At 68.3% G+C, this 19,127-nt stretch carries 17 protein-coding genes, 1 tRNA gene and 1 pseudogene; 5 read left to right on the top strand and 14 right to left on the bottom strand.

The features are described from left to right. Positions 1 to 7 precede the first annotated feature (7 nt). From brxL to Q343_RS0111905, 5 genes and pseudogenes are all read left to right on the top strand, one after another. Positions 8 to 2,218: a BREX system Lon protease-like protein BrxL gene (gene brxL / locus Q343_RS0111930; protein ID WP_052367170.1), complete on the top strand. Its 2,211-nt coding sequence runs from the start codon at positions 8 to 10 to the stop codon at positions 2,216 to 2,218. Then, entirely contained in the window at positions 2,215 to 3,333 is a 1,119-nt protein-coding gene (locus tag Q343_RS14170) for a DUF262 domain-containing protein (protein ID WP_052367169.1), read from the top strand. The genes brxL and Q343_RS14170 overlap by 4 nt, the downstream gene beginning before the upstream one ends. Then, complete coding sequence (locus Q343_RS0111920) at positions 3,330 to 3,827, top strand: HEPN domain-containing protein (RefSeq protein WP_345940103.1); 498 nt, start codon at positions 3,330 to 3,332, stop codon at positions 3,825 to 3,827. Before Q343_RS14170 ends, Q343_RS0111920 begins: the two co-directional genes overlap by 4 nt. A gap of 660 nt (positions 3,828 to 4,487) precedes the next feature. Further along, a pseudogene (locus Q343_RS14165) lies at positions 4,488 to 5,778 on the top strand (IS256 family transposase). 299 nt (positions 5,779 to 6,077) lie between these two features. Then, positions 6,078 to 7,400 (top strand): hypothetical protein, encoded by a 1,323-nt coding sequence (locus tag Q343_RS0111905; protein ID WP_029253801.1) that lies wholly within the window; start codon positions 6,078 to 6,080, stop codon positions 7,398 to 7,400. Between the two features lie 214 nt (positions 7,401 to 7,614). Here the strand turns inward: Q343_RS0111905 and Q343_RS0111900 are convergent, their stop codons facing one another. The 14 genes from Q343_RS0111900 to proB all read right to left on the bottom strand — a co-directional run bounded on the left by Q343_RS0111900 (position 7,615) and on the right by proB (position 19,021). Further along, complete coding sequence (locus Q343_RS0111900) at positions 7,615 to 8,424, bottom strand: ABC transporter ATP-binding protein (RefSeq protein ID WP_029253800.1); 810 nt, start codon at positions 8,422 to 8,424, stop codon at positions 7,615 to 7,617. After that, complete coding sequence (locus tag Q343_RS0111895) at positions 8,421 to 9,482, bottom strand: FecCD family ABC transporter permease (protein WP_029253799.1); 1,062 nt, start codon at positions 9,480 to 9,482, stop codon at positions 8,421 to 8,423. Before Q343_RS0111895 ends, Q343_RS0111900 begins: the two co-directional genes overlap by 4 nt. Next, positions 9,479 to 10,522 carry a FecCD family ABC transporter permease gene (locus Q343_RS0111890; RefSeq protein ID WP_029253798.1) on the bottom strand — a complete coding sequence of 348 codons (1,044 nt, stop codon included), beginning with the start codon at positions 10,520 to 10,522 and terminating at the stop codon, positions 9,479 to 9,481. The genes Q343_RS0111895 and Q343_RS0111890 overlap by 4 nt, the downstream gene beginning before the upstream one ends. Further along, on the bottom strand, positions 10,519 to 11,547 hold the full coding sequence (locus Q343_RS0111885; RefSeq protein WP_029253797.1) for an iron-siderophore ABC transporter substrate-binding protein: 1,029 nt from the start codon (positions 11,545 to 11,547) through the stop codon (positions 10,519 to 10,521). Before Q343_RS0111885 ends, Q343_RS0111890 begins: the two co-directional genes overlap by 4 nt. A gap of 122 nt (positions 11,548 to 11,669) precedes the next feature. Next, the gene (locus Q343_RS0111880; RefSeq protein ID WP_029253796.1) at positions 11,670 to 12,254 is read right to left on the bottom strand and encodes a YdeI/OmpD-associated family protein; all 585 of its coding nucleotides are present in this window, start codon (positions 12,252 to 12,254) and stop codon (positions 11,670 to 11,672) included. A gap of 246 nt (positions 12,255 to 12,500) precedes the next feature. Further along, positions 12,501 to 13,118 (bottom strand): GyrI-like domain-containing protein, encoded by a 618-nt coding sequence (locus Q343_RS0111875; RefSeq protein WP_029253795.1) that lies wholly within the window; start codon positions 13,116 to 13,118, stop codon positions 12,501 to 12,503. 129 nt (positions 13,119 to 13,247) lie between these two features. Next, a tRNA-Ala gene (locus Q343_RS0111870) sits at positions 13,248 to 13,320 on the bottom strand. A 67-nt stretch (positions 13,321 to 13,387) separates the two neighbouring features. Beyond that, positions 13,388 to 14,074 (bottom strand): histidine phosphatase family protein, encoded by a 687-nt coding sequence (locus Q343_RS0111865; protein WP_029253794.1) that lies wholly within the window; start codon positions 14,072 to 14,074, stop codon positions 13,388 to 13,390. Continuing rightward, positions 14,071 to 14,505, bottom strand: a complete 435-nt coding sequence (gene rsfS / locus Q343_RS0111860) for a ribosome silencing factor (RefSeq protein WP_029253793.1) — start codon at positions 14,503 to 14,505, stop codon at positions 14,071 to 14,073. Before rsfS ends, Q343_RS0111865 begins: the two co-directional genes overlap by 4 nt. A 16-nt stretch (positions 14,506 to 14,521) precedes the next feature. Beyond that, positions 14,522 to 15,655 (bottom strand): hypothetical protein, encoded by a 1,134-nt coding sequence (locus Q343_RS15210; protein WP_155990735.1) that lies wholly within the window; start codon positions 15,653 to 15,655, stop codon positions 14,522 to 14,524. Then, positions 15,648 to 16,250, bottom strand: coding sequence for a nicotinate-nucleotide adenylyltransferase (gene nadD, locus Q343_RS0111845; protein ID WP_029253790.1), 603 nt, complete (start codon positions 16,248 to 16,250; stop codon positions 15,648 to 15,650). The genes Q343_RS15210 and nadD overlap by 8 nt, the downstream gene beginning before the upstream one ends. 14 nt (positions 16,251 to 16,264) lie before the next feature. Further along, the gene (locus Q343_RS15305; RefSeq protein ID WP_172828958.1) at positions 16,265 to 16,420 is read right to left on the bottom strand and encodes a hypothetical protein; all 156 of its coding nucleotides are present in this window, start codon (positions 16,418 to 16,420) and stop codon (positions 16,265 to 16,267) included. Positions 16,421 to 16,513: 93 nt separating this feature from the next. Further along, positions 16,514 to 17,854 carry a glutamate-5-semialdehyde dehydrogenase gene (locus tag Q343_RS0111835; RefSeq protein WP_081829804.1) on the bottom strand — a complete coding sequence of 447 codons (1,341 nt, stop codon included), beginning with the start codon at positions 17,852 to 17,854 and terminating at the stop codon, positions 16,514 to 16,516. Positions 17,855 to 17,914: 60 nt separating this feature from the next. Next, positions 17,915 to 19,021, bottom strand: a complete 1,107-nt coding sequence (gene proB, locus Q343_RS0111830) for a glutamate 5-kinase (protein ID WP_029253788.1) — start codon at positions 19,019 to 19,021, stop codon at positions 17,915 to 17,917. Positions 19,022 to 19,127: the final 106 nt, after the last annotated feature.

Raw genomic sequence — 19,127 nt, 5'->3', positions numbered from 1 at the left:
GACAGCCATGACCAACCTTGAAGACGCCCTCGGCGAGATCGACTTCCTCGCCGCCGCGGAGACGACCGACGCCGCCCCGACGAAGTCTGCGCTCAACGACAAGATCAACGAGCACTTCGCCGGCGCCGTCGTCCGCAAGGACCTCGTCAAAGCGGTCCGCGGCAACGCCGTCGTGCCCTCGTACGTACTGGAGTACCTGTTGGGCCAGTACGCCGCATCCGACGACGAGGCCACGATCCAGGTCGGGATCGACAGCGTGCGGCAGATCCTCGCGACCCACTACGTCAACCGCAACGAGCACATGCTCGTGAAGTCGGAGATCCGTCGCAAGGGGCGCCACCGTGTGATCGACAAGGTCACCGTCACGCTCAATGAGAAGAACGACGTCCATGAGGCTGAGTTTGAGAACCTCCAGGTCAGCGGCGTCGTCATCGATGACGTGACGGTCAAGCAGAACCCCAAGCTTCTCGTCGGCGGCGTCTGGTGCATCTGCGACATCGAGTACTTCCACTCTGACGATCAGCGCGTCGTACCGTGGATCCTCGGCAGTCTCAAGCCCATCCAGGTCGCTGGCATCGACATCGACCACTACTACGAGGCACGCAAGGCGTTCACGACCGAGGAGTGGATCGACCTGCTCATGCAGTCGATCGGCCTCAACCCCGAGCAGTTCAACAAGCGCGGCAAGCTCATCGCCTTGACGCGTCTCATCCCCTTCGTAGAGCGCAACTACAACATCGTCGAACTCGGGCCCAAGGGCACCGGCAAGTCGCACACCTTCAGCGAGTTCTCCCCGAACGGCATCCTCGTCTCCGGCGGAGAGGTCACCGTCGCCAAGCTGTTCGTCAACAACGCCAGCGGGCGAATCGGCCTGGTCGGCTACTGGGACTGCGTCGCCTTCGACGAGTTCGCCGCCAATCGTCGCACCGACCAGAACCTCGTCAATGTCATGAAGAACTACCTCGCGAACAAGTCGTTCTCGCGCGGCACGAGCATCTACGGGGCCGAGGCGTCGATGGCGTTCATCGGCAACACGACGCACACCGTGCCCTACATGCTCAAGAACTCCGACCTGTTCGACGAGCTGCCTGACGCCTACCGCGACCCAGCGTGGCTCGACCGCGTCCACCACTACATCCCCGGTTGGGAGGTCGCGCCGATCCGCTCGGAGATGTTCTCCGCCGGCTACGGGTTCGTCGTCGACTACCTCGCCGAGATCCTGCGGGCGAAGCGGTCCGAGGACTTCTCGGACAAGTACAAGGACCACTTCACTCTCGACAACTCGATCTCCACGCGCGACCAGGACGGCATCCGTAAGACCTTCTCTGGGCTGATGAAGCTCGTGCACCCGACGGGTGAGGCCACGGAGGACGAGATCCGCACGCTGCTGGAGTTCGCGGTCGAGGGGCGCAAGCGCGTCAAGGACTCAATCCTGCGCATCGACGCCACCATGCGCGAAACCCCGGTTCGCTTCCGATACTCCGACACGTCGGGGGCGTGGTACGAGGTCGCGACGCTTGAGGAGAGCCAGCACCCGCAGCTGTATCGGCGGGACTGGGGCGCAGGGCCCGAGGGTGACGGCGAAGCAAGCCCAGGTGCGGCCACGGGGGTGATTCCGGCCCCGGTCGCTGCGTCGTCGTCCGAAACCTCGGTGACTGCACCAGAAGCGACCGGGAAGCCTGAGCCCTCAGCGTTGGCCGAGGGGCATCGAGACTTCACCGCCGGCCAGCGGGGGGTGTCCTACGAGACCCTCCTCCTGCCGTACCTTCGCGGCGCATCGAGGATCGCGATCACGGACCCCTACATTCGCATGCCGCACCAGGGCCGCAACCTCGTCGACCTGCTGAGTCTTCTTGCCGCAGCGAAGGACCCGGCTGACGAGATCGATGTCGAGCTCGTCACCGCGGAGGAACCAAACCCGGCGTACAAACAGCGGCACCTGATCATGCTGAAGGCCGTCAAGGACGCCTCCGACGCCGTGGGAGTGCGACTTGCCGTACGACTCGATGACACCATCCATGACCGCCGCATCGAGACCGATCATGGCTGGCGCATCGATCTCGGCAAGGGCCTCGACATCTGGCAGAAGCCGAGCGACAACCCCTTCGACTTCGGCCGCAACCGCCAGGAGTTCCGCCTGATCGGTTCATCGTTCACCGTGCACTACGTGAGGGTGTCTGCCGACTCCCGCGAAGCAACAGAAGGGCAAGGAGCATGACTGAAGAGCAGACAGCCGACAGACCAGAATTCCCCGAGCTCACTGAAGATGAGTTCGTCGACCTGACGGCGGCGGAGCCCGAAGCGCGATCTGTGCAGTACGCGGGGCAGGACTTCGACGTCGAGGGATTAGTTCGTCGTGTACGCAACCGAGACATTGTCGTCCCGCAGTTCGGCCACAACGATCCAGACATCGAGAGCGCTGGATTCCAGCGAGGATTCGTCTGGCGCAAGTCCCAGATGGATAGATTTATCGAGTCGCTGCTCTTGGGCTATCCGATACCCGGCGTGTTCTTCGTGCGCCAGAGTGACCGGCGCTATCTCGTGCTCGACGGGCAACAGCGCCTGCTTACTTTGCGAGATTTCTACGAAGGGACTCATGGGTCGCGAGTCTTCTCTCTGGCCAACGTCTCAAAGCGGTTCGAGGGGCTGACCTACAAGAGCCTACCCGATGACCTGCGGCGCACGTTGGACAACGCGTTCATCCAGGCGACGATCGTAGACACCGACGGAACCCCGCAGAGTCTGGAGGCGGTGTACCAGATCTTCGAGCGTCTCAACTCTGGCGGTACTCAACTGACCCCGCACGAGATTCGCGTAGCGCTCTACGCGGGGCCGTTGATCGAGTTGCTCGAGCGGCTCAACCAAGACACCAACTGGCGCGCTCTCTACGGCGGTAAGTCATCGCGTGCTCGTGATCAGGAATTGATTCTTCGAATAATCGCCCTGTACTGCGGCGCTGATCGCTACGCCAGCCCTTTAAAGAAGTTCCTCAACGACTTCGCCGGGATGCACCGTGATGCAACCTCCGAGCAGGTCATTGCAGCCTCAAAGCTGTTCGCCCGAGCAAACGCGACTATCCTCGCTGGCCCTGGGCCGCAAGCGTTGCGGAAGGGTGCCAGGCAGGTGAACGCGGCACAAGCAGAGGCAATCTACGTCGGCCTTATGCGGCACCTCGCTCAGTCTGAAATCACGCCGGAGGCTGCTGCTGCCGCAATTGACGGGCTCAAGGGCAGTGACGATTTCGAGGCTTCTACCAGTCGGGCGACGGCGAACGAGGAGCCGATGGCGACGCGTCTCCGCCTCGCAACCGAGGCGTTCGCAGACGCAGCATGAGTTGGCCCGGATCGTGGCCGACGCGGGAGATGGACACAAGTCGGACCCGCCTGGTCAATCTGCGGAAGATGCTGGACGAGTTGCCGGCGGAGCCGCCCGAAGTGGCGGCGGAGCTTGCACGCTTTCTCGTTGTGCGCTCGGCGGGGTATATCGAGAACACGTTCGAGACCTGCATCAAGCACTTCGCCGAGGCCAAGTCCCATCCCGCCATTGCACGTCACGTAGTCAATGGCTTGTTTCGCGGACGCAACCCAGCGCCCGAGGTTCTGGTGGAGCGGACGAGGAATTTCGATGAGGGCTGGGCTGTGCAGCTTGAACACCTGTTGGGAGACGACGATTCACGGATCGGTCGAGAGCTCGCCTACATGGTCGATCGAAGGAACCGCATCGCCCACGGTCGTAGCGAGACCGTCAACCGTAGGAAGGCGCTCGACCTCGCTGACATAGCCGTCGAACTCGGCGACTGGATGGCCACACTCATTGACCCGCGTTAACTGTCCGGTCAGTTTCAACGTCCTTCCGCCGGTTTGAGTGGGGCACGCAGGGAGCACGGCCCTCGGTGTGAACGTGAGCGAACGCGGATTTTCAACGGCCCCAGGCCTTCCGGCCTAGATGATTAACCTCTGATCGCTGGCGACGCTCGCGCGTCTCACCAAGAAGCCCGGCTCTGCAGCGATGCTGCTGAGCCGGGCTTCTTCGTGTCAGCGGTGCGACGACTGCAATCGAGCAGTGCATCGCCGACTGCACTCGGAGATATCTCCTGCACCAAGCTCGCGCGCGACGGACAGCGCACCCACGCGGTCCGTCGCGCGGCGACGTCGCACGTCCGATGCAGCTCCTAGGGAGCCTCAATGGCAAGGCCTGGGCCACCGACGATGGCCCTCTACGAAGACAAATTCAAGGCGAAGCCGCTGGCCAACCTCGCGAATTCCAGGTCCTCATGAGCCTCAAGGGTCTGGTGTAGCGGAACGTCCAGGCCGAGCAGGCGCAAGACGAGGCCGGCGCGAGCACGTTGCCCGAGACGTTCGCGGCTCCGGTTGAGTCCCCGATAGTGGTGTAGCGCGGTGGCCTCGTGATCGTCTCTGACGAGGACGCGGTCACCGTGTGATCCTTCGAGTGAACCTCTCACAGCACTCTCGAACGGAGTCATCACGATGACCGCTCCTCATATTGTCGACCCTCACGGCCTGCTCGGTGAAGCCCTGGCCGACGCCTCTCCGGATCTGATGCGCACGATGCTGCAACGGATCATCAACGAGCTCCTTTCCGCGGACGCTGACGCGGTCGCCGGCGCGGAATACGGCCGGCCCAGCCCCGACCGAGCGACCCAGCGCAATGGCTACCGCCACCGCGACCTCGACACGCGGGTCGGCACGATCGACGTCGCCGTCCCCAAGCTGCGTTCGGGCACTTACTTTCCGGAGTGGCTGCTCGAGCGCCGCAAACGCGCCGAATCCGCGCTGATCACCGTGGTCGCGGACTGCTACCTCGCCGGGGTCTCCACCCGCCGCATGGCTCCCCCACTGCGTGCTGCGCACTATCGCAGCGGGCGGTACCCCCAAGCTCGTCAAGACGCTCGGCATCAACTCGCTCTCGAAGTCGCAGGTCAGCCGTATGGCAGCCGATCTCGACGAGCACGTCGAACAGTTCCGCCACCGGCCTCTGGACGCTGCCGGGCCGTTCACGTTCGTCGCCGCGGACGCGCTGACGATGAAAGTCCGTGAAGGCGGGCGGGTGATCAACGCGGTCGTCCTGATCGCGACCGGCGTCAGCGGCGATGGTCACCGCGAAGTGCTCGGCATGCGCGTCGCCACCTCGGAGACCGGGGCAGCATGGAGCAGTTTCTTCGCTGACCTGGTCGCCCGCGGTCTCGGCGGGGTCCGTCTGGTGACCTCCGATGCGCATGCTGGGTTGGTCGAGGCAATCGCCGCGCACCTCCCTGGAGCGTCCTGGCAGCGGTGCCGCACCCACTACGCCGCGAACCTGATGAGCATCTGCCCGAAGTCCATGGGGCCTGCGGTGAAGGCGATGCTCCACAGTGTCTATGACCAGCCTGATGCTGCGGCGGTGACCGCGCAGGTCGATCGGTTGCTGGACTACGTGGGTGAGAAGCTGCCCGCCGTGGCCGAGCACCTTGATGCCGCTCGCGCTGACGTCCTCGCGTTCACCGGGTTCCCCAAAGACGTCTGGGTCCAGATCTGGTCGAACAACCCCGCCGAACGCCTGAACCGCGAGATCCGCCGGCGCACGGACTCCGTCGGGATCTTTCCCTCTCGCGACGCGATCGTGCGCCTCGTCGGTGCGGTCCTGGCCGAGCAGACCGATGAATGGGCCGAAGGACGTCGCTACCTCGGGCTCGACGTCCTGGCCCGTTGCCGTCTGACCATCACCACCAGCACCGTGAATGAGGTGACCACCGAGACCTTGCCCGCCCTGACAGCCTGACCCCTCTCATCGAAGGACCCCTACACCACTTCCTGGGACTTGACCAGGACTCCCGGGCGGGGGCGACACGAGGGCGCCAATGTTCGCACATCAGTCGAGCCGGGCACTCGGTGCGCAGATCAGGTTCTTGCTCGGGCGCTACCGACATCGCCTGTCCGTCGACGCCCCCGTCGACTAGGAACGTTGACGCAAATACCGCCGCCGAATTCACCCACCACGGGGGTCGAAACAGGACCGCGCGGGCAAGGCCGACATCGGGAGGGTTCTAGACTTCTGGCAGCAGCCGAACAGGAGGACCCGTGAGCGCCGAACTTGAGTTGGTCAGTGATGGCAGCGGTCTCGCTGTCGTCGGTGCGGAAGATGCGATCGAACAGTTCATGCTCGACCTCGATCTAGTCAGCGCGGAGTCGCGGTCGCTCGCCCACGTAGCCATGGACGGAGCTCACAGCGTCAGCGGCTTCGGTGGACTGGCGCTACAGGCTGGCGGACAGATCGCGGCCGAATCGGGCCGCTGGCTCAAGCTGACGGAGCAGTCCGCGGCAAAGGTACGCCAGTTCGGCCTGCAGGCAACCAAGGCCAATCCAGCGATCAGCCACGCGATGATCGGCAAACCGGGCGACGTGCAGTCTTGGATCCAGGTGGTTAGCTCGCCCTTCGCGCTCGTCACGAACCCCGCGGCCCTCGCCTCGATCGGGACGATGATGGCACAACGCGAGTTGCAGCGGTCGATTGATGAGCTCCGCGACTACCTCGCGCAGATCGACAAGAAGGTCGACGATATCTTGCGCGCGCAAAAGGACGGCGTCCTCGCCGGGATGATCGGCGTGTCACTCTTGGTCGATGACGCCATCACGATCCGTGACGAGGTGGGTCGGGTTCCGGAGATCACCTGGTCGAAGATCCAGGGCGGTGCGGCGACTATCGCCAGCACTCAGGCGTATGCGGTGCGCCAGCTCGATGGCTTGGCCGACGGTCTCGAGGCCGAACAGGATCTCGGACACTTGGTCAAAGCAACGCAGCATGTCCGCATCTCTGTCGCGGAATGGCTCGCGGTGATTGCCCGCTCGGTTCAGGTACAGGATGCGATCGACGTCCTCGAGCTCGACCGTGTCGCCGACGCAAATCCCGAGGAACTCAACCGGCATCGTGTCGGATTACGCAGGACTCGACAGAAGCGGCTGGAAGTTATCGGCGGTGCCTGCGGCGAGCTCGTCGGTCGCATGAACGACGCATCAAACAGGGCCAACCAAAAGGTCCTCTTCAACCCGTTCGTGTCACCGAAGGTCGTGGGTGCCAGCAACGACGTGGTCGGTGCTGTCCTCGAGTTCGAAAGAAGTCTCGGTCTCGTGTCGGAGGCAGAGACTGCCGAAGCACGTCGTTGGCTCGCCGCCGTGGTGGACACCCGGGACCAGACGTTCGAATCCGGGCAGGACGCAATTGGCGCCGCACGACGGCGGAGTGCACAGGCCGTCGGGAAGACCGGAGATCTTAGGGACAAGGCACTCGACGCAGGGGCTGCTAGCGTCGCTCGCGCGAGTGAGGCTACAAGCAAGTTCTTCGACGGACTCGCCGACCGGGCTCGTCGCCGGCAGGGCACCCGCGACAACCCACGGGTCGACTGAGAGGGATTGGCCCGGATTCTGTTGGCTCGCCGCGTTGACTGGTTCAGGCCGCACCCTGACCACCGAGTGGGCCTACTGCCAGGGTCTTCACCAACACAACGTACGCGCGCCCGCGCATGCACCGGGATTGCAGGGTTCAACACCCCACGACGGAACTGCCCTGGGCGGGCTCCCCCGATCAGCCAGCGATCACAAACGTCATGAACGGGACAATCTAGAGCCTGGCGACCGCATGATGCCGACCGACGGGCAGCATCAGCGGTGTGCCGGACGTGGGGTCGACGATCACCCTGCTCTCGAGGTCGAAGACCGCTCGGACGGTCTCCTCGGTGAGCACGTCGCCAGGCGCGCCGGCCGCATGGACGCGACCGTCGGCGAGCGCGATGAGGTGGTCGGCGTACCGGGCGGCCAGGTTCAGGTCGTGCAGCACCATGACGACCGTCGTCCCTCGGGCGGCGTTGAGGTCGGCGAGCAGGTCGAGCACCTCGACCTGGTGGGCGACGTCGAGAAACGTCGTCGGCTCGTCGAGGAGGAGCAGGTCCGTCTGCTGGGCGAGCACCATGGCGATCCACACCCGTTGCCGCTGCCCGCCCGAGAGCTCGTCCACGGGTCGGTCGGCGAGCTCGGCGGTACCGGTGGCGTCCAGCGCCGCGGCGACCGCGACGTCGTCGTCGTGCGACCACCGGCTCAGGATCCTCTGGTGCGGGTGCCGTCCACGACCGACGAGGTCGGCCACGGCGATCCCCTCGGGCGCCACCGGCGACTGCGGGAGGAGGCCGAGAGTACGGGCCAGCTGCTTGGCGGGCATGCGGTGGACGTCCTTGCCGTCGAGCAGGACCTGGCCCGCACGCGGGGCGAGGAGTCTCGACATCGACCGCAGGAGCGTCGACTTGCCGCAGGCGTTCGCGCCGACGATCGCCGTGATCCGGCCGGGTGGGACGTCCACCTGCAAGTCGGTGACGACGGTGCGGTCCCCGTAGCCGAGAGTGAGGTGGTCGACGGTGAGCTGGTGGTCGGTGGTCACAGCGACCCTCCCGATCGGTGGGTGCGGACGATGAGGTAGACGAGGTAGGGGGCACCGAGGACACCCGTGACGACACCGACGGGGAACCGGGTGTCGAAGGCGAACTGACCGACCAGGTCGGCGGCGACGACGAGCAGTGCGCCCACGAGCGCGGCGGGCAGCAACAACGACCCGCCGGGCCCGACGATCCGCGCCGCGATGGGCCCCGCCAAGAAGGCGACGAACGCGATGGGCCCGGTGGCAGCCGTCGCGAAGGCGACGAGTCCGACCGCCGCGACCACGAGCAGGAGCCGGGTGGCTCCCACCCGAACACCGAGGGCGGCCGCCGTGTCGTCCCCGAGCTGGAGCGCGGCGAGGTTCCGTGCCTGCGCGAGCAGGAGCGGGCCCAGCACGGCCAGGGCGACCACCAGCGGGAGGATCTGACCCCACCGGGCACCGTTGAGGCTGCCCGCGAGCCATCGCATCGCGTCCTGCAGGTCCCACTCGGACGCGCGCGAGAGCACGTAGGAGGTCACCGAGTCGAGCATGGCGGCGACCCCGATCCCGACGAGGATCAGGCGTGTGCCCGCGACGCCTCCCCGCGTGGCCGAGAGCCCGTAGACCGCGAGCGCCACACCGAGCCCGCCGACGACGGCGAGGATCGAGACCTGCGTGGAACCGAGGCCGAGGACGACGATCCCGATCACGGCGGCGGCGGACGCGCCGGAGCTGATCCCGATGATGTCCGGGCTCGCGAGGGGGTTGCGGAGCATGGTCTGGAAGGTCACGCCGGCGAGCCCGAAGGCGAATCCCGCCAGGACGCCGAGCACCGCTCGCGGCAACCGCAGGGTGCCGACCGTGAACGAGGCACCCGGCACGTCCTGGCCGACGAGCACCCGGACGACCTCCGACGGCGTGTAGAAGGTGTTGCCGACCATGAGGGTCGTGGCGAACGCGATGACGAGCAGCGCCACGAGCAGCAGGAGCACCGTGCGACGTCGTGCGGCACGGCGGGCCCGGCCTTGCGCGACGTCCAGGCCGCTCGCCGTGGTGGGCGGTGCGGTGAGTGTGGTGGTCACAGGGCGCGCACCTTCTGCCGGCGGACGATCGCGATGAACACGGGGGCACCGATCAGTGCGGTGATGATGCCGACGTCGATCTCGGCGGGGCGGGCGACGACCCGTCCGACGACGTCGGCGAGCGTGAGCAGGACCGCACCGGTGAGCGCGGAGTACGGCAGCAACCATCGGTGGTCGGGTCCGATCAGCATGCGGCAGGCGTGCGGGACGACGAGCCCGACGAAGCCGATCGGTCCCGTCACCGCGGTCGCCGCGCCGCAGAGGACCGTGGCACCGAGCGCCGCGGATCCCCGGGCGACGGCGACGCGTTCGCCGAGACCTGCGGCGAGGTCGTCCCCGAGCGCCAACGAGTTGAGCGCCTGAGCACTGAGCAGGCAGAGGAGGAACCCGGCGACGAGGAACGGCAGGACGGTCGAGACGGACTCGGCGGTCCCACCCCCGACGCCCCCGATCTGCCACGACCGCACTCCCCCGGCGATGTCGTTGCGTCCGAGGACGACCGCGCTGACGAACGAGGCGAGCGCGGCCGAGACGGCAGCACCGGCGAGCGCCAGCTTGAGGGGCGTCGCCCCGCCGCGTCCGGCGGACCCGATGGCGTAGACGACGACGGCGGTCACGCACGCCCCGGCGATCGCCCACCAGATGTACCCGGTGGCGGTGCTGAGCCCGAAGTACGCGATCCCCGTGACGACCGCCAGCGACGCCCCCATGTTGACACCGAGGATGCCCGGGTCGGCCAACGGGTTGCGGGTCACGCCCTGCATCACGGCGCCGGAGACCCCGAGCGCGGCACCGGCGAGCACGGCGAGGAAGGTGCGTGGGATCCGCTTGGCGACGGCTCCACGGTCGAACCCGTCGCTGGCCCCGCCGAGCGCCGCCCAGACGTCGTGCCACGCGACGTCGCGAGAGCCGACCGTCACCGAGAGGACGACGACGGCGACGACGAGCGCGCCGAGCCCGAGAAGGCCCGCAGCACGACGAGCCCTCGGGCGTCGCAGCGCGGCGACGCCCGAGGGCTGCTGGAGGACGGTGGTGGTCACTCGCCCTTGTCGACGGCGTCCGCGATCAGCCCGGCGTAGTCGTCGAGCACCCAGGAGATCGCCAGGGGCGTCGGGTTCGCGGCGGTGCCGAGCGGCTGGTCGCCGGGCAGGTCCACGATCGCGCCGTTCTCGACGGCGGGGATCTGGGACAGGAGCGGGTCGGACTCGAGCGCGTCCCGCAGCTCCTCGCCGCCGTAGGTGACGATCACGTCGACGTCGTCGAACATGTCGGCCTGCTCGGCGCTGATGGTGACCGAGTAGGAGTCGGTGTCGGCCGAGGCCTCCTCGATGCTCGCCGGGATCTCCATGCCGAGATCCTCGAAGAACTGGACGCGCGTGTCGTTCGCGGAGTAGAAGCTGACCTGGCTCAGGTCGCTCGGGTCGACATGGGTGAGGAACATCCCTGTCGCACCCTCGATCTGCGGGTACTCGGCGACGACGTCGGCGATCTGCTGCTCGAGGTCCGCGACAAGCTCGTCGCCCTCCTCCGCCATGCCGAGGCCGGCGGCGTTGACCTCGATCATCTCCCGCCAGGGCGTCGACCAGGGGGCCTCGGGGTAGGCGACGACCGGCGCGATCTCGGAGAGCGTGTCGTAGTCCTCCTGCGTCAGCCCCGAGTACGCGGCCAGGATCACGTCGGGCTGGCTGTCGGCGACGGCCTCGAAGTCGATGCCGTCCGTCTCGTCGAAGAGCACCGGCGTCTCGGCGTCGAGGTCGGCGAGCGCCTCCTCGGCCCACGGGTGCACCCCGTTCGCGTCGTCGTCACCGAACGTCGAGGCCGCCATGCCGACCGGCACGACACCGAGGGCGAGCGGCACCTCGTGGTTGGCCCAGGCCACGGTGGCGACGCGCTCGGGTTCGGTCTCGATCGTCGTCGTCCCGAAGGCGTGCTCGACCGTCACCGGCTCCCACGTGTTCGAGGCGGCCTCGGTCTCGCCCGCGGGCTCGTCGGAGGCGCACGAGGCGAGGCCCAGGGAGAGAAGAGCGGCGACCGGGACGGCGGCGAGCCGGGAGATGCGGGACATGGGGTCCTTCCGGGTGACGGACGGCGCGCAGCAGGTGCACGCCCCCTCAGGTGAGGTTTACCTTGCCAAGGTAAGGCACGCCTCACTCACAAATCCACCTCGGAACGCACACGTGAGACATGTCACGCGTCCGGCTGCTGCGCCCGCTCTGCCAGTCGCGCCACCTGCACACGGATCCTCGCCGCGCGCAGGTCGTCCGTCGACGCCGACACCACGGGGTGCAGCACGCTGTAGCGCTCCTGCCGATTGAGCCGCCCGAACGCAGCTGCCGCACCGGGCGAGTCCTTCAGTGCCGCCGCGAGATCGGCGGGCACCTCGATCGTCGCCGAACCCGGGTAGGCACGATCCCACCGGCCGTCCGCACGCGCCCGGTCCACCTCGCCGGTCCCCCGGGCGCGCATCCGCCCCTCGGAGACGAGCCGCGCGACGTGCTCGACGTTGCGCGCCGACCACATGCTCGCCCGACGTCGCGGGGTGAACCGCTGAAGGAACGTCGCCGCGTCCCGGCTCCGCTTCTGCCCGTCGATCCACCCGCTGCACAGTGCCTCGTCGAGCGCCTCGGCGTAGGTCAGGCGCGTGGGGTCGACCGTGCCCTTCTTCGCCAGGACGAGCCAGACACCGTCGTGCGAGTCTTCGTTCACGTCGAGCCATCCTCGCCATGCCGCCACATCGTCCACGAGCAGCTCGGGCACATCCGTCGTCACCATAGGGGCACGGTAGCCGCAGCCCCGCGCCGACGGAGCCCGACTCACGCCGGTTGAGCCCGTCCCACGCCGGTTGAGCTTGTCGAAACCGGGTCTCGACAGGCCCGACCCACGCCGGTTGAGCTTGTCGAAACCGGGTCTCGACAGGCCCGACCCACGCCGGTTGAGCTTGTCGAAACCGGGTCTCGACAGGCTCGACCAACGCCAGTTGAGTCCGACCAACGCCGGTTGAGCTTGTCGAAACCGGCGTCAGACCGGCTCGACAGGTTGCCGCAGAACCGTGCGCATCCGTTCCGGAGCCACCCGACGCGGGTCCCCGAGGTAGATCTCGTGGTGCCGTCCCCGGGGCCGCAGGCCGTGCCCGGGCATGAACTCGTCGTGCATCCGCGCCAGCACGGGGCCTTCGTCGTCGAACGGACCGACGTGGAGCGTCTGGACGACCCTGCCCTCGGCGAGCGTGTCCCAGCGGAGCTCGTCGATCCGCGGGGGCGCCTTGCGATCGCGCACCCGCTGTACGACATTCGTGATCATCCCGTCGGGGACCCACCGAGGAACGAGGAGCATCATCGTCCACCGCCATCGAGACTTGTCCCGCGCCGTCGTGAACGTCGTCATGTCGTCCGCCCACCAGAGCCCCTCCAGGGGTGGCACGACGTAGTTCCGTCCCAGCTCGTCCTTGCTCGCGAACTTGAGGGCGTAGCCGACCGGGTAGAGCGTGGCGAGAGCGTCCGCGTACCGGCTCGACGTGTTCGGGTCACCGTCCCCGTCGATCATCAGGTATCGCGTCGGTGGCACGTCGAGCAGACGGAAGTCGCCGCGGGGCGCCCGTAGATCGTCGCCCTTCTTGAAGTCCACCGTCTCTGTCATCCCTCGAGCCCGACGTCGGGCCCCTCCCCTCGGGTTCATCCTGCCTCGACGTTGAGATCCGGCAATCGCAGACGCGAGCAGACGACAAAGACGCGGGACCTCGGCGAGGTCCCGCGTCTTTGTCTTCGGTGGAGCTGAGGGGACTCGAACCCCTGACCCCCTGCATGCCATGCAGGTGCGCTACCAGCTGCGCCACAGCCCCGAACACCTGGAAACCAGATGATTGGCACTCAGGTTTCGAAGAATCCCTCGTCCCGAGCACCGCTAGTCTACGCAGGTTCTTGCCCAGGCTCCAAATTCCAGTCCGGCCCCGCGTTCCACTCGTCGAGCGGGTAGCCGGCGCCGACGTTGTGGGCCACGAGGCGCCAGTCCGGCGTCACGCCCGGCCCGGAGCGGTGCAGGTGCGACCAGTGCACGTTGTGAAGGCCCGCGACACCGCGCCAGTGCCCGGCGTCGAGTCCCAGGAGTGCCGTGATGCCGAGCGTGATCGCAGCACCGTGCGAGACGACGGCGAGCGTGTCGCCCTCGTCCAAGGCGTCGGCGTGCTCGAGGACGGCCTCGCGGAAACGTGCGGCCACGTCGACCTTCGCCTCGGCGCCCACGCTCAGCGGGTCGTCGCCGCGACGCCACGCGGCGTACTCCTCGGGCCATACTTCGCGGATCTCAGGGCCGGTCAGCCCTTCCCAGTCGCCGAAGCTCCGCTCGCGGACCCGGGGATCGAGAACGAGCTCCACCCCGAGCTGCGCGGCGTATGCCTGCGCCGTCGCTGCCGCCCGGGAGAGGTCGGACGCGACGACGGTGGTCGCGCGGTGCGCGGACGAGAGCGCACGCGCGCCCTGCTCCGCCTGCCACCGACCCACCTCGTCGAGCTCGATGTCGACCTGCCCTTGCAGACGCATCGCGGCGTTGTAGGCGGTGCGTCCGTGGCGGAGCAGGACGATCGTGCCCGCGGTCATTCGGACGCTGCTCCGGTGAACCAGGCGTCCTCGTCCTCGTCGTCGTCAGGCACGACGCCGTCCCCGCCACGAGCGTCCTCGGGCAGCTCGATCGCCGGGCAGTCCTTCCAGAGCTTCTCGAGCGCGTAGTAGACGCGGTCCTCAGCGTGCTGGACGTGGACGACGATGTCGCCGAAGTCGATGAGCACCCACCGTGCCGCACTCTTGCCCTCGCGGCGGATCGGCTTGGCGCCGACGGCGAAGAGGGCCTCCTCGACGGCGTCGACGATGCCGGAGACCTGTCGCTCGCTCGATCCCGAGGCGATCAGGAACACGTCGGTCAGGACGAGCTGGTCGCTCACGTCCAGGGCGATGATCTCGGCGGCCTTGCGGTCGGACGCCGCACGTGCGGCGATGATGGCGAGCTCGACAGCGCGATCGGTTGCAGTCACGGCGGCTTCCTCTCAGTCAGGCGGATGGCGGGCCGACGGCGCCGGTCGCCAGGGTCCGGAGGAGATCTCCGGCGTTCAGGGCCGCCGCGGGCTCGTCGGGACGAAGCACCAGCTCCCAGATGAGGAGCCCGAGCACGAAGGCGACGGCGACGAGGATGAGGTAGTGAAGCCACGTGTACGAGTACTGGGGCTCGTCCTCGTCCCAGTCGTCCTCGTCGTCGAGGTCGCGTGCCGGGGCGGGGCGGTGGGACGCGGGGATCGAGGCCGGAGCGCTCGCCTCCGTCGAGGTCGTCGCCCACGGCAGGTCGGAGTCGTCGGCGGGCGGGGCGACGGACGGCGGAGCAGTCGGCAGCGAGGGGGCCGCAGCACCCTGCGTCGGCGAGCTCGCCGGAGCGCCGGAACCCCAGGGCAGGGAGGGCGCGGGGGCCGCGGGTGCCTGCCCGGCGGAAGGCTCCGCGGGGGTCGATGCCGGTGCCGGCGGCGTTGCCCCGAAGACCTGCGTCGACCCCACGGGCTGCTGATAGGCCGTCGCGTCGCTCTGCACGGCAGCGCCGGGCCGGACGCCCGTCGAGGCACGCCTCCCGGGCGCGGACTGGGGCACGGACTGCGGTGCCGGTGAGGGCGTGGGTGCCGGTGCCGACGGGGCGCTCGGCGGCGCGGCCGGCGCCGACTGCGCGGAGGGCGGCGGGGTCGGGACGGACTGCCAGGCCGGTCGCGTCGAGGACGACGGTCGTGGGGCCGGTGTGGAGTCCCATGACGCGGGCGCACGGGTCGCGCCGGTCGGCTGCGGACGGACAACCTGCTCACCGGTCGCCTGCACGGGCGTCAGGTGCCCCCTCTCGTCGAGGCGACGTGTGCCGGCCGTCGAGGCCGGGGGGCGAACCCCGCGCGACGGAGCGGGCGTCGCCGCGGACTCCGGCTCGCGCAACGAGCGCCGGGACGGTGCCGAGTAGGTGCTCGACGCTGCGGGCGGGGTCGCCCGGGACTCACGCGGGGCCACGGGCTGCGGGCCGACGGGGGTCGGCCCGCGCGACGGCGTCGAGCTCGGGGCGGGCGCAGCACCCTCTGCGGCAGCCGCAGCAGCGCGCTCCCGTTCGCGGATCTCGCGGCGCGTCAGCGGACGCACCGGCTCTCCGGGCCGATCATTCATCGTTCAAACCTCGATACAAGCCATATTTCGCGATGTACTGGACGACCCCGTCGGGGACGAGATACCACACGGGGTGACCCGCAGCGACACGCTCGCGGCAGTCCGTCGACGAGATGGACAGTGCCGGAACCTCGACGCTCGTGACGACGTCCGCGGGGATCCCCTCGAGGTCGAGAGGATGCCCCGGACGGGTCACAGCCACGAAGTGTGCCATCCCCCAGAGCTCGGACGCATCCTTCCAGGCCAGGATCTGTGCGACGGCGTCCGCGCCCGTGATGAAGAAGAACTCCGCATCGGGACGCAGCGCACGCAGATCACGCAGCGTGTCCACGGTGTACGTCAAGCCCTGCCGATCGACGTCGACCCGACTGACCGTGAACCGGGGGTTCGACGCCGTCGCGATCACCGTCATCAGATACCGGTGCTCGGCGTCCGTGACGTCACGGTCCTGCTTGAACGTCGGACTGCCGGTCGGCACGAACACGACCTCGTCGAGGTCGAAGTGCGCAGCGGCCTCGCTCGCCGCGACCAGGTGACCGTGGTGGATCGGGTCGAACGTCCCACCCATGACACCGATGCGTGGCCTGCGCTCCATGGGGGCCGGGAAGGTCAGTGGCGTGTGCCGACGCTGCGGAACGCGTACGTCACCAGCAGCAGCGAGACGAGCGCGGTGAACCCGAGCACACCGAACATGATCGGCGAGATCGGGAGCTCGTTGACGGCCTCTGCGCCTTCCTGGGCAATGACGAGAGCGGCAGCAACCACGGTGTCCTCCATGGAGTGTTCGATCTGTACCGGACCCGATCGGGCCCGGAGGGACTTTAGTCTCTCACGACGGTCGTCGTGAGAGACCCCGGCCTACGGACGGACGTGGCCGTCCCCCGTCACGATCCACTTGGTGGTCGTGAGCTCCGCGAGCCCCATGGGTCCTCGCGCGTGGAGCTTCTGCGTCGAGATGCCGATCTCGGCACCGAGTCCGAACTCGGCACCGTCGGTGAACCGCGTGCTCGCGTTGACGATCACGGCGGCGGCGTCGACGTCGGCGATGAAACGCTCCGACGACGTCACGTCGCGCGTGACGATCGCCTCGGTGTGTCCGGACGTCCAGGTGCGGACGTGCTCGATCGCGGCGTCGATGTCGTCGACGACCCGCACCGCCATCTCGAGGGCGAGGTACTCCTTGCCCCAGTCCTCGTCGGTCGCCGGGATGACGGTGACCTCGTCAGGCGCCAGCTCCTGCACGCGTGCGTCGCCGTGGATCACCACGCCGGACGCGTCGAGGGCGTCGAGAGCGGCGGGCAGGAAGTCCTCCGCGGCACCCGCGTGGACGAGGAGCGTCTCCGCGGCGTTGCAGACACCGACGCGGTGCGTCTTGGAGTTGAGGACGATCGGCAGGGCCGTCGCGACGTCGGCCGACTCGTCGACGAAGACGTGGCAGTTGCCCACGCCGGTCTCGATGACGGGCACGGTCGACTCGGTCACAACGGTCTGGATCAGGCTCGCGCCGCCGCGGGGCACGAGGACGTCCACGAGACCGCGCGCGTGCATCAACGCGACGCCCCCGGGACGGCCGTACGCGTCGATCGACTGGACGAGGTCGGCGGGCAGGCCCTGCGCCTCCAGCGCCTCGCCGAGGACCTCGACGATCACGGCGTTCGAGCTGGCGGCGGCCGAGCCTCCGCGCAGGATGACGGCGTTGCCCGACTTCAGCGCGAGGCCGGCGGCGTCCACGGTCACGTTCGGCCGTGCCTCGTAGATCATGCCGACGACGCCCATCGGGACGCGGACCTGGCGAAGGCGCAGGCCGTTCGGGAGGGTGGAGCCGCGGACGATCTCGCCCACGGGGTCGGGCAGCGCGGCGAGGTCGCGCAGGGCGGAGGCAATGGCGCCGACACGCTCGGTCGTCAGGGCGAGCCGGTCCAGCAGACCTTCGCTCATGTTGTTGGAGCGGCCACGCTCCAGGTCCTCGGCGTTCGCCTCGACGATCCGCTCGGCGGACGCGTCGAGCGCATCCGCGAGGGCGAGGAGTGCGGAGTCCTTCGTGGCTCGGGTCGCGGTCGCGAGCGAGCGAGAGGCGACCTGCGCGCGTCGGGCGATGGCCTCGACGCCGGCGCGGACATCCTGTGGCACAGCACCCTGGCCGGGGGCCTGGGCGGTGGTGCTGTCGGCGGGGCGGGCGGTCGTGTCCAACGAAGTCATGCTTCGAGGGTACGTGCCCCACCCCGCCGACGTCACGGCGTTCCGTCGGTCGGAACGCCGTCAGAGGCGGACGCGCGCAAGCACGAGGTCGTCTCGGTGGACCACCTCGCGGTCGTACCCCTCACCGAGGCGCTCACGCAGCCAGTGCGTCGAACGGCCGATCAGCTCGGGCAGCTCTGTCGAGTCGAAGGCGACCAGTCCGCGCGCCACCACGCCACCGGCGGGGTCCACGAGCTCGACCGGGTCCCCCGCGTCGAACTCGCCCTTCACGTCGGTGATCCCGGCGGGAAGGAGCGACGCTCCCCCGCGCTTGATCGCCTGGACCGCGCCGTCGTCGAGGACGAGGCGACCGCGCACGCGTGCGGCGTGCCCCAGCCAGAGACGCCGACGGGTGGTGCGCTTGCCGGTCACGGCGAACCACGTGCCGACCTGCTCACCGGCCAGCGCGCCGGCGACGTTCGTCGCCTTCGTCAGGATGGTCGGGATTCCCGAGGTCGTGGCGATCGACATGGCGGCGATCTTCGTCACCATGCCACCGGTGCCGACGGCACTTCCGGTGCCCCCGATGTCGATGTGCTCGATCTCCTGGGGAGAGTTCACGACGCTGATCTGCGACGTGCCGGGGCGGTCGGGAGGGCCGTCGTAGAGTCCGTCGACGTCGGTGAGCAGGATCATGGCGTCGGCGCGGACCAGGTGAGAGACGAGCGCGGCGAGCCGGTCGTTGTCCCCGAACCGGATCTCGTTGGTGGCCACGGCGTCGTTCTCGTTCACGATCGGGACGACGCCGAGCTCGAGCAGGCGCTCGAGCGAACGTTGGGCGTTGCGGTAGTGGCCACGGCGCACCGTGTCTTCTGCGGTGAGAAGCACCTGCGCCGAACGCAGGCCGTGGGCCGCGAACGCCTCGGAGTAGCGGGCGATGAGCATTCCCTGCCCCACGGAGGCGGCCGCCTGGGCGGTCGCGAGGTCGCGTGGTCGGGATGCAAGGCCGAGCGGGTCGATGCCAGCGGCGACGGAGCCTGACGTGACGAGCACGACCTGACCACCTGCAAGGTGTCGGGCCGCGATGACGTCGACGAGAGCTCTCACCGCCTGGACGTCGAGCCGGCCGTCGGGGCCGGTGAGCGACGACGAGCCGATCTTGATCACGACGCGCTCGGCGTCGGGCATGTGGGATCTGTCTGCGAGAGTCACCGCACCATCATCCACCCAAGTCGCCCTCAGACCTGTCAGATTTCACGACGTGACACGCCGAGAGCGCGACGCGCCGGGCAGA

The organism is Paraoerskovia marina DSM 21750, assembly GCF_000701465.1.
GTDB lineage: Bacteria > Actinomycetota > Actinomycetes > Actinomycetales > Cellulomonadaceae > Paraoerskovia > Paraoerskovia marina.
Note: the sequence above shows the minus strand (reverse complement) of the source record. Positions and strands in the feature narration are given on the sequence as shown.

Excerpts from the sequence above, each read along its gene's own strand:
- Q343_RS0111865 (WP_029253794.1), bottom strand. The coding sequence starts at position 14,074 with ATGACCGCGGGCACGATCGTCCTGCTCCGCCACGGACGCACCGCCTAC.
- Q343_RS0111920 (WP_345940103.1), top strand. The coding sequence starts at position 3,330 with ATGAGTTGGCCCGGATCGTGGCCGACGCGGGAGATGGACACAAGTCGG.
- Q343_RS15210 (WP_155990735.1), bottom strand. The coding sequence starts at position 15,655 with ATGAATGATCGGCCCGGAGAGCCGGTGCGTCCGCTGACGCGCCGCGAG.
- Q343_RS0111875 (WP_029253795.1), bottom strand. The coding sequence starts at position 13,118 with ATGACAGAGACGGTGGACTTCAAGAAGGGCGACGATCTACGGGCGCCC.
- Q343_RS0111885 (WP_029253797.1), bottom strand. The coding sequence starts at position 11,547 with ATGTCCCGCATCTCCCGGCTCGCCGCCGTCCCGGTCGCCGCTCTTCTC.
- nadD (WP_029253790.1), bottom strand. The coding sequence starts at position 16,250 with ATGGAGCGCAGGCCACGCATCGGTGTCATGGGTGGGACGTTCGACCCG.
- proB (WP_029253788.1), bottom strand. The coding sequence starts at position 19,021 with ATGCCCGACGCCGAGCGCGTCGTGATCAAGATCGGCTCGTCGTCGCTC.
- Q343_RS14170 (WP_052367169.1), top strand. The coding sequence starts at position 2,215 with ATGACTGAAGAGCAGACAGCCGACAGACCAGAATTCCCCGAGCTCACT.
- Q343_RS0111880 (WP_029253796.1), bottom strand. The coding sequence starts at position 12,254 with ATGGTGACGACGGATGTGCCCGAGCTGCTCGTGGACGATGTGGCGGCA.
- Q343_RS0111835 (WP_081829804.1), bottom strand. The coding sequence starts at position 17,854 with ATGACTTCGTTGGACACGACCGCCCGCCCCGCCGACAGCACCACCGCC.
- brxL (WP_052367170.1), top strand. The coding sequence starts at position 8 with ATGACCAACCTTGAAGACGCCCTCGGCGAGATCGACTTCCTCGCCGCC.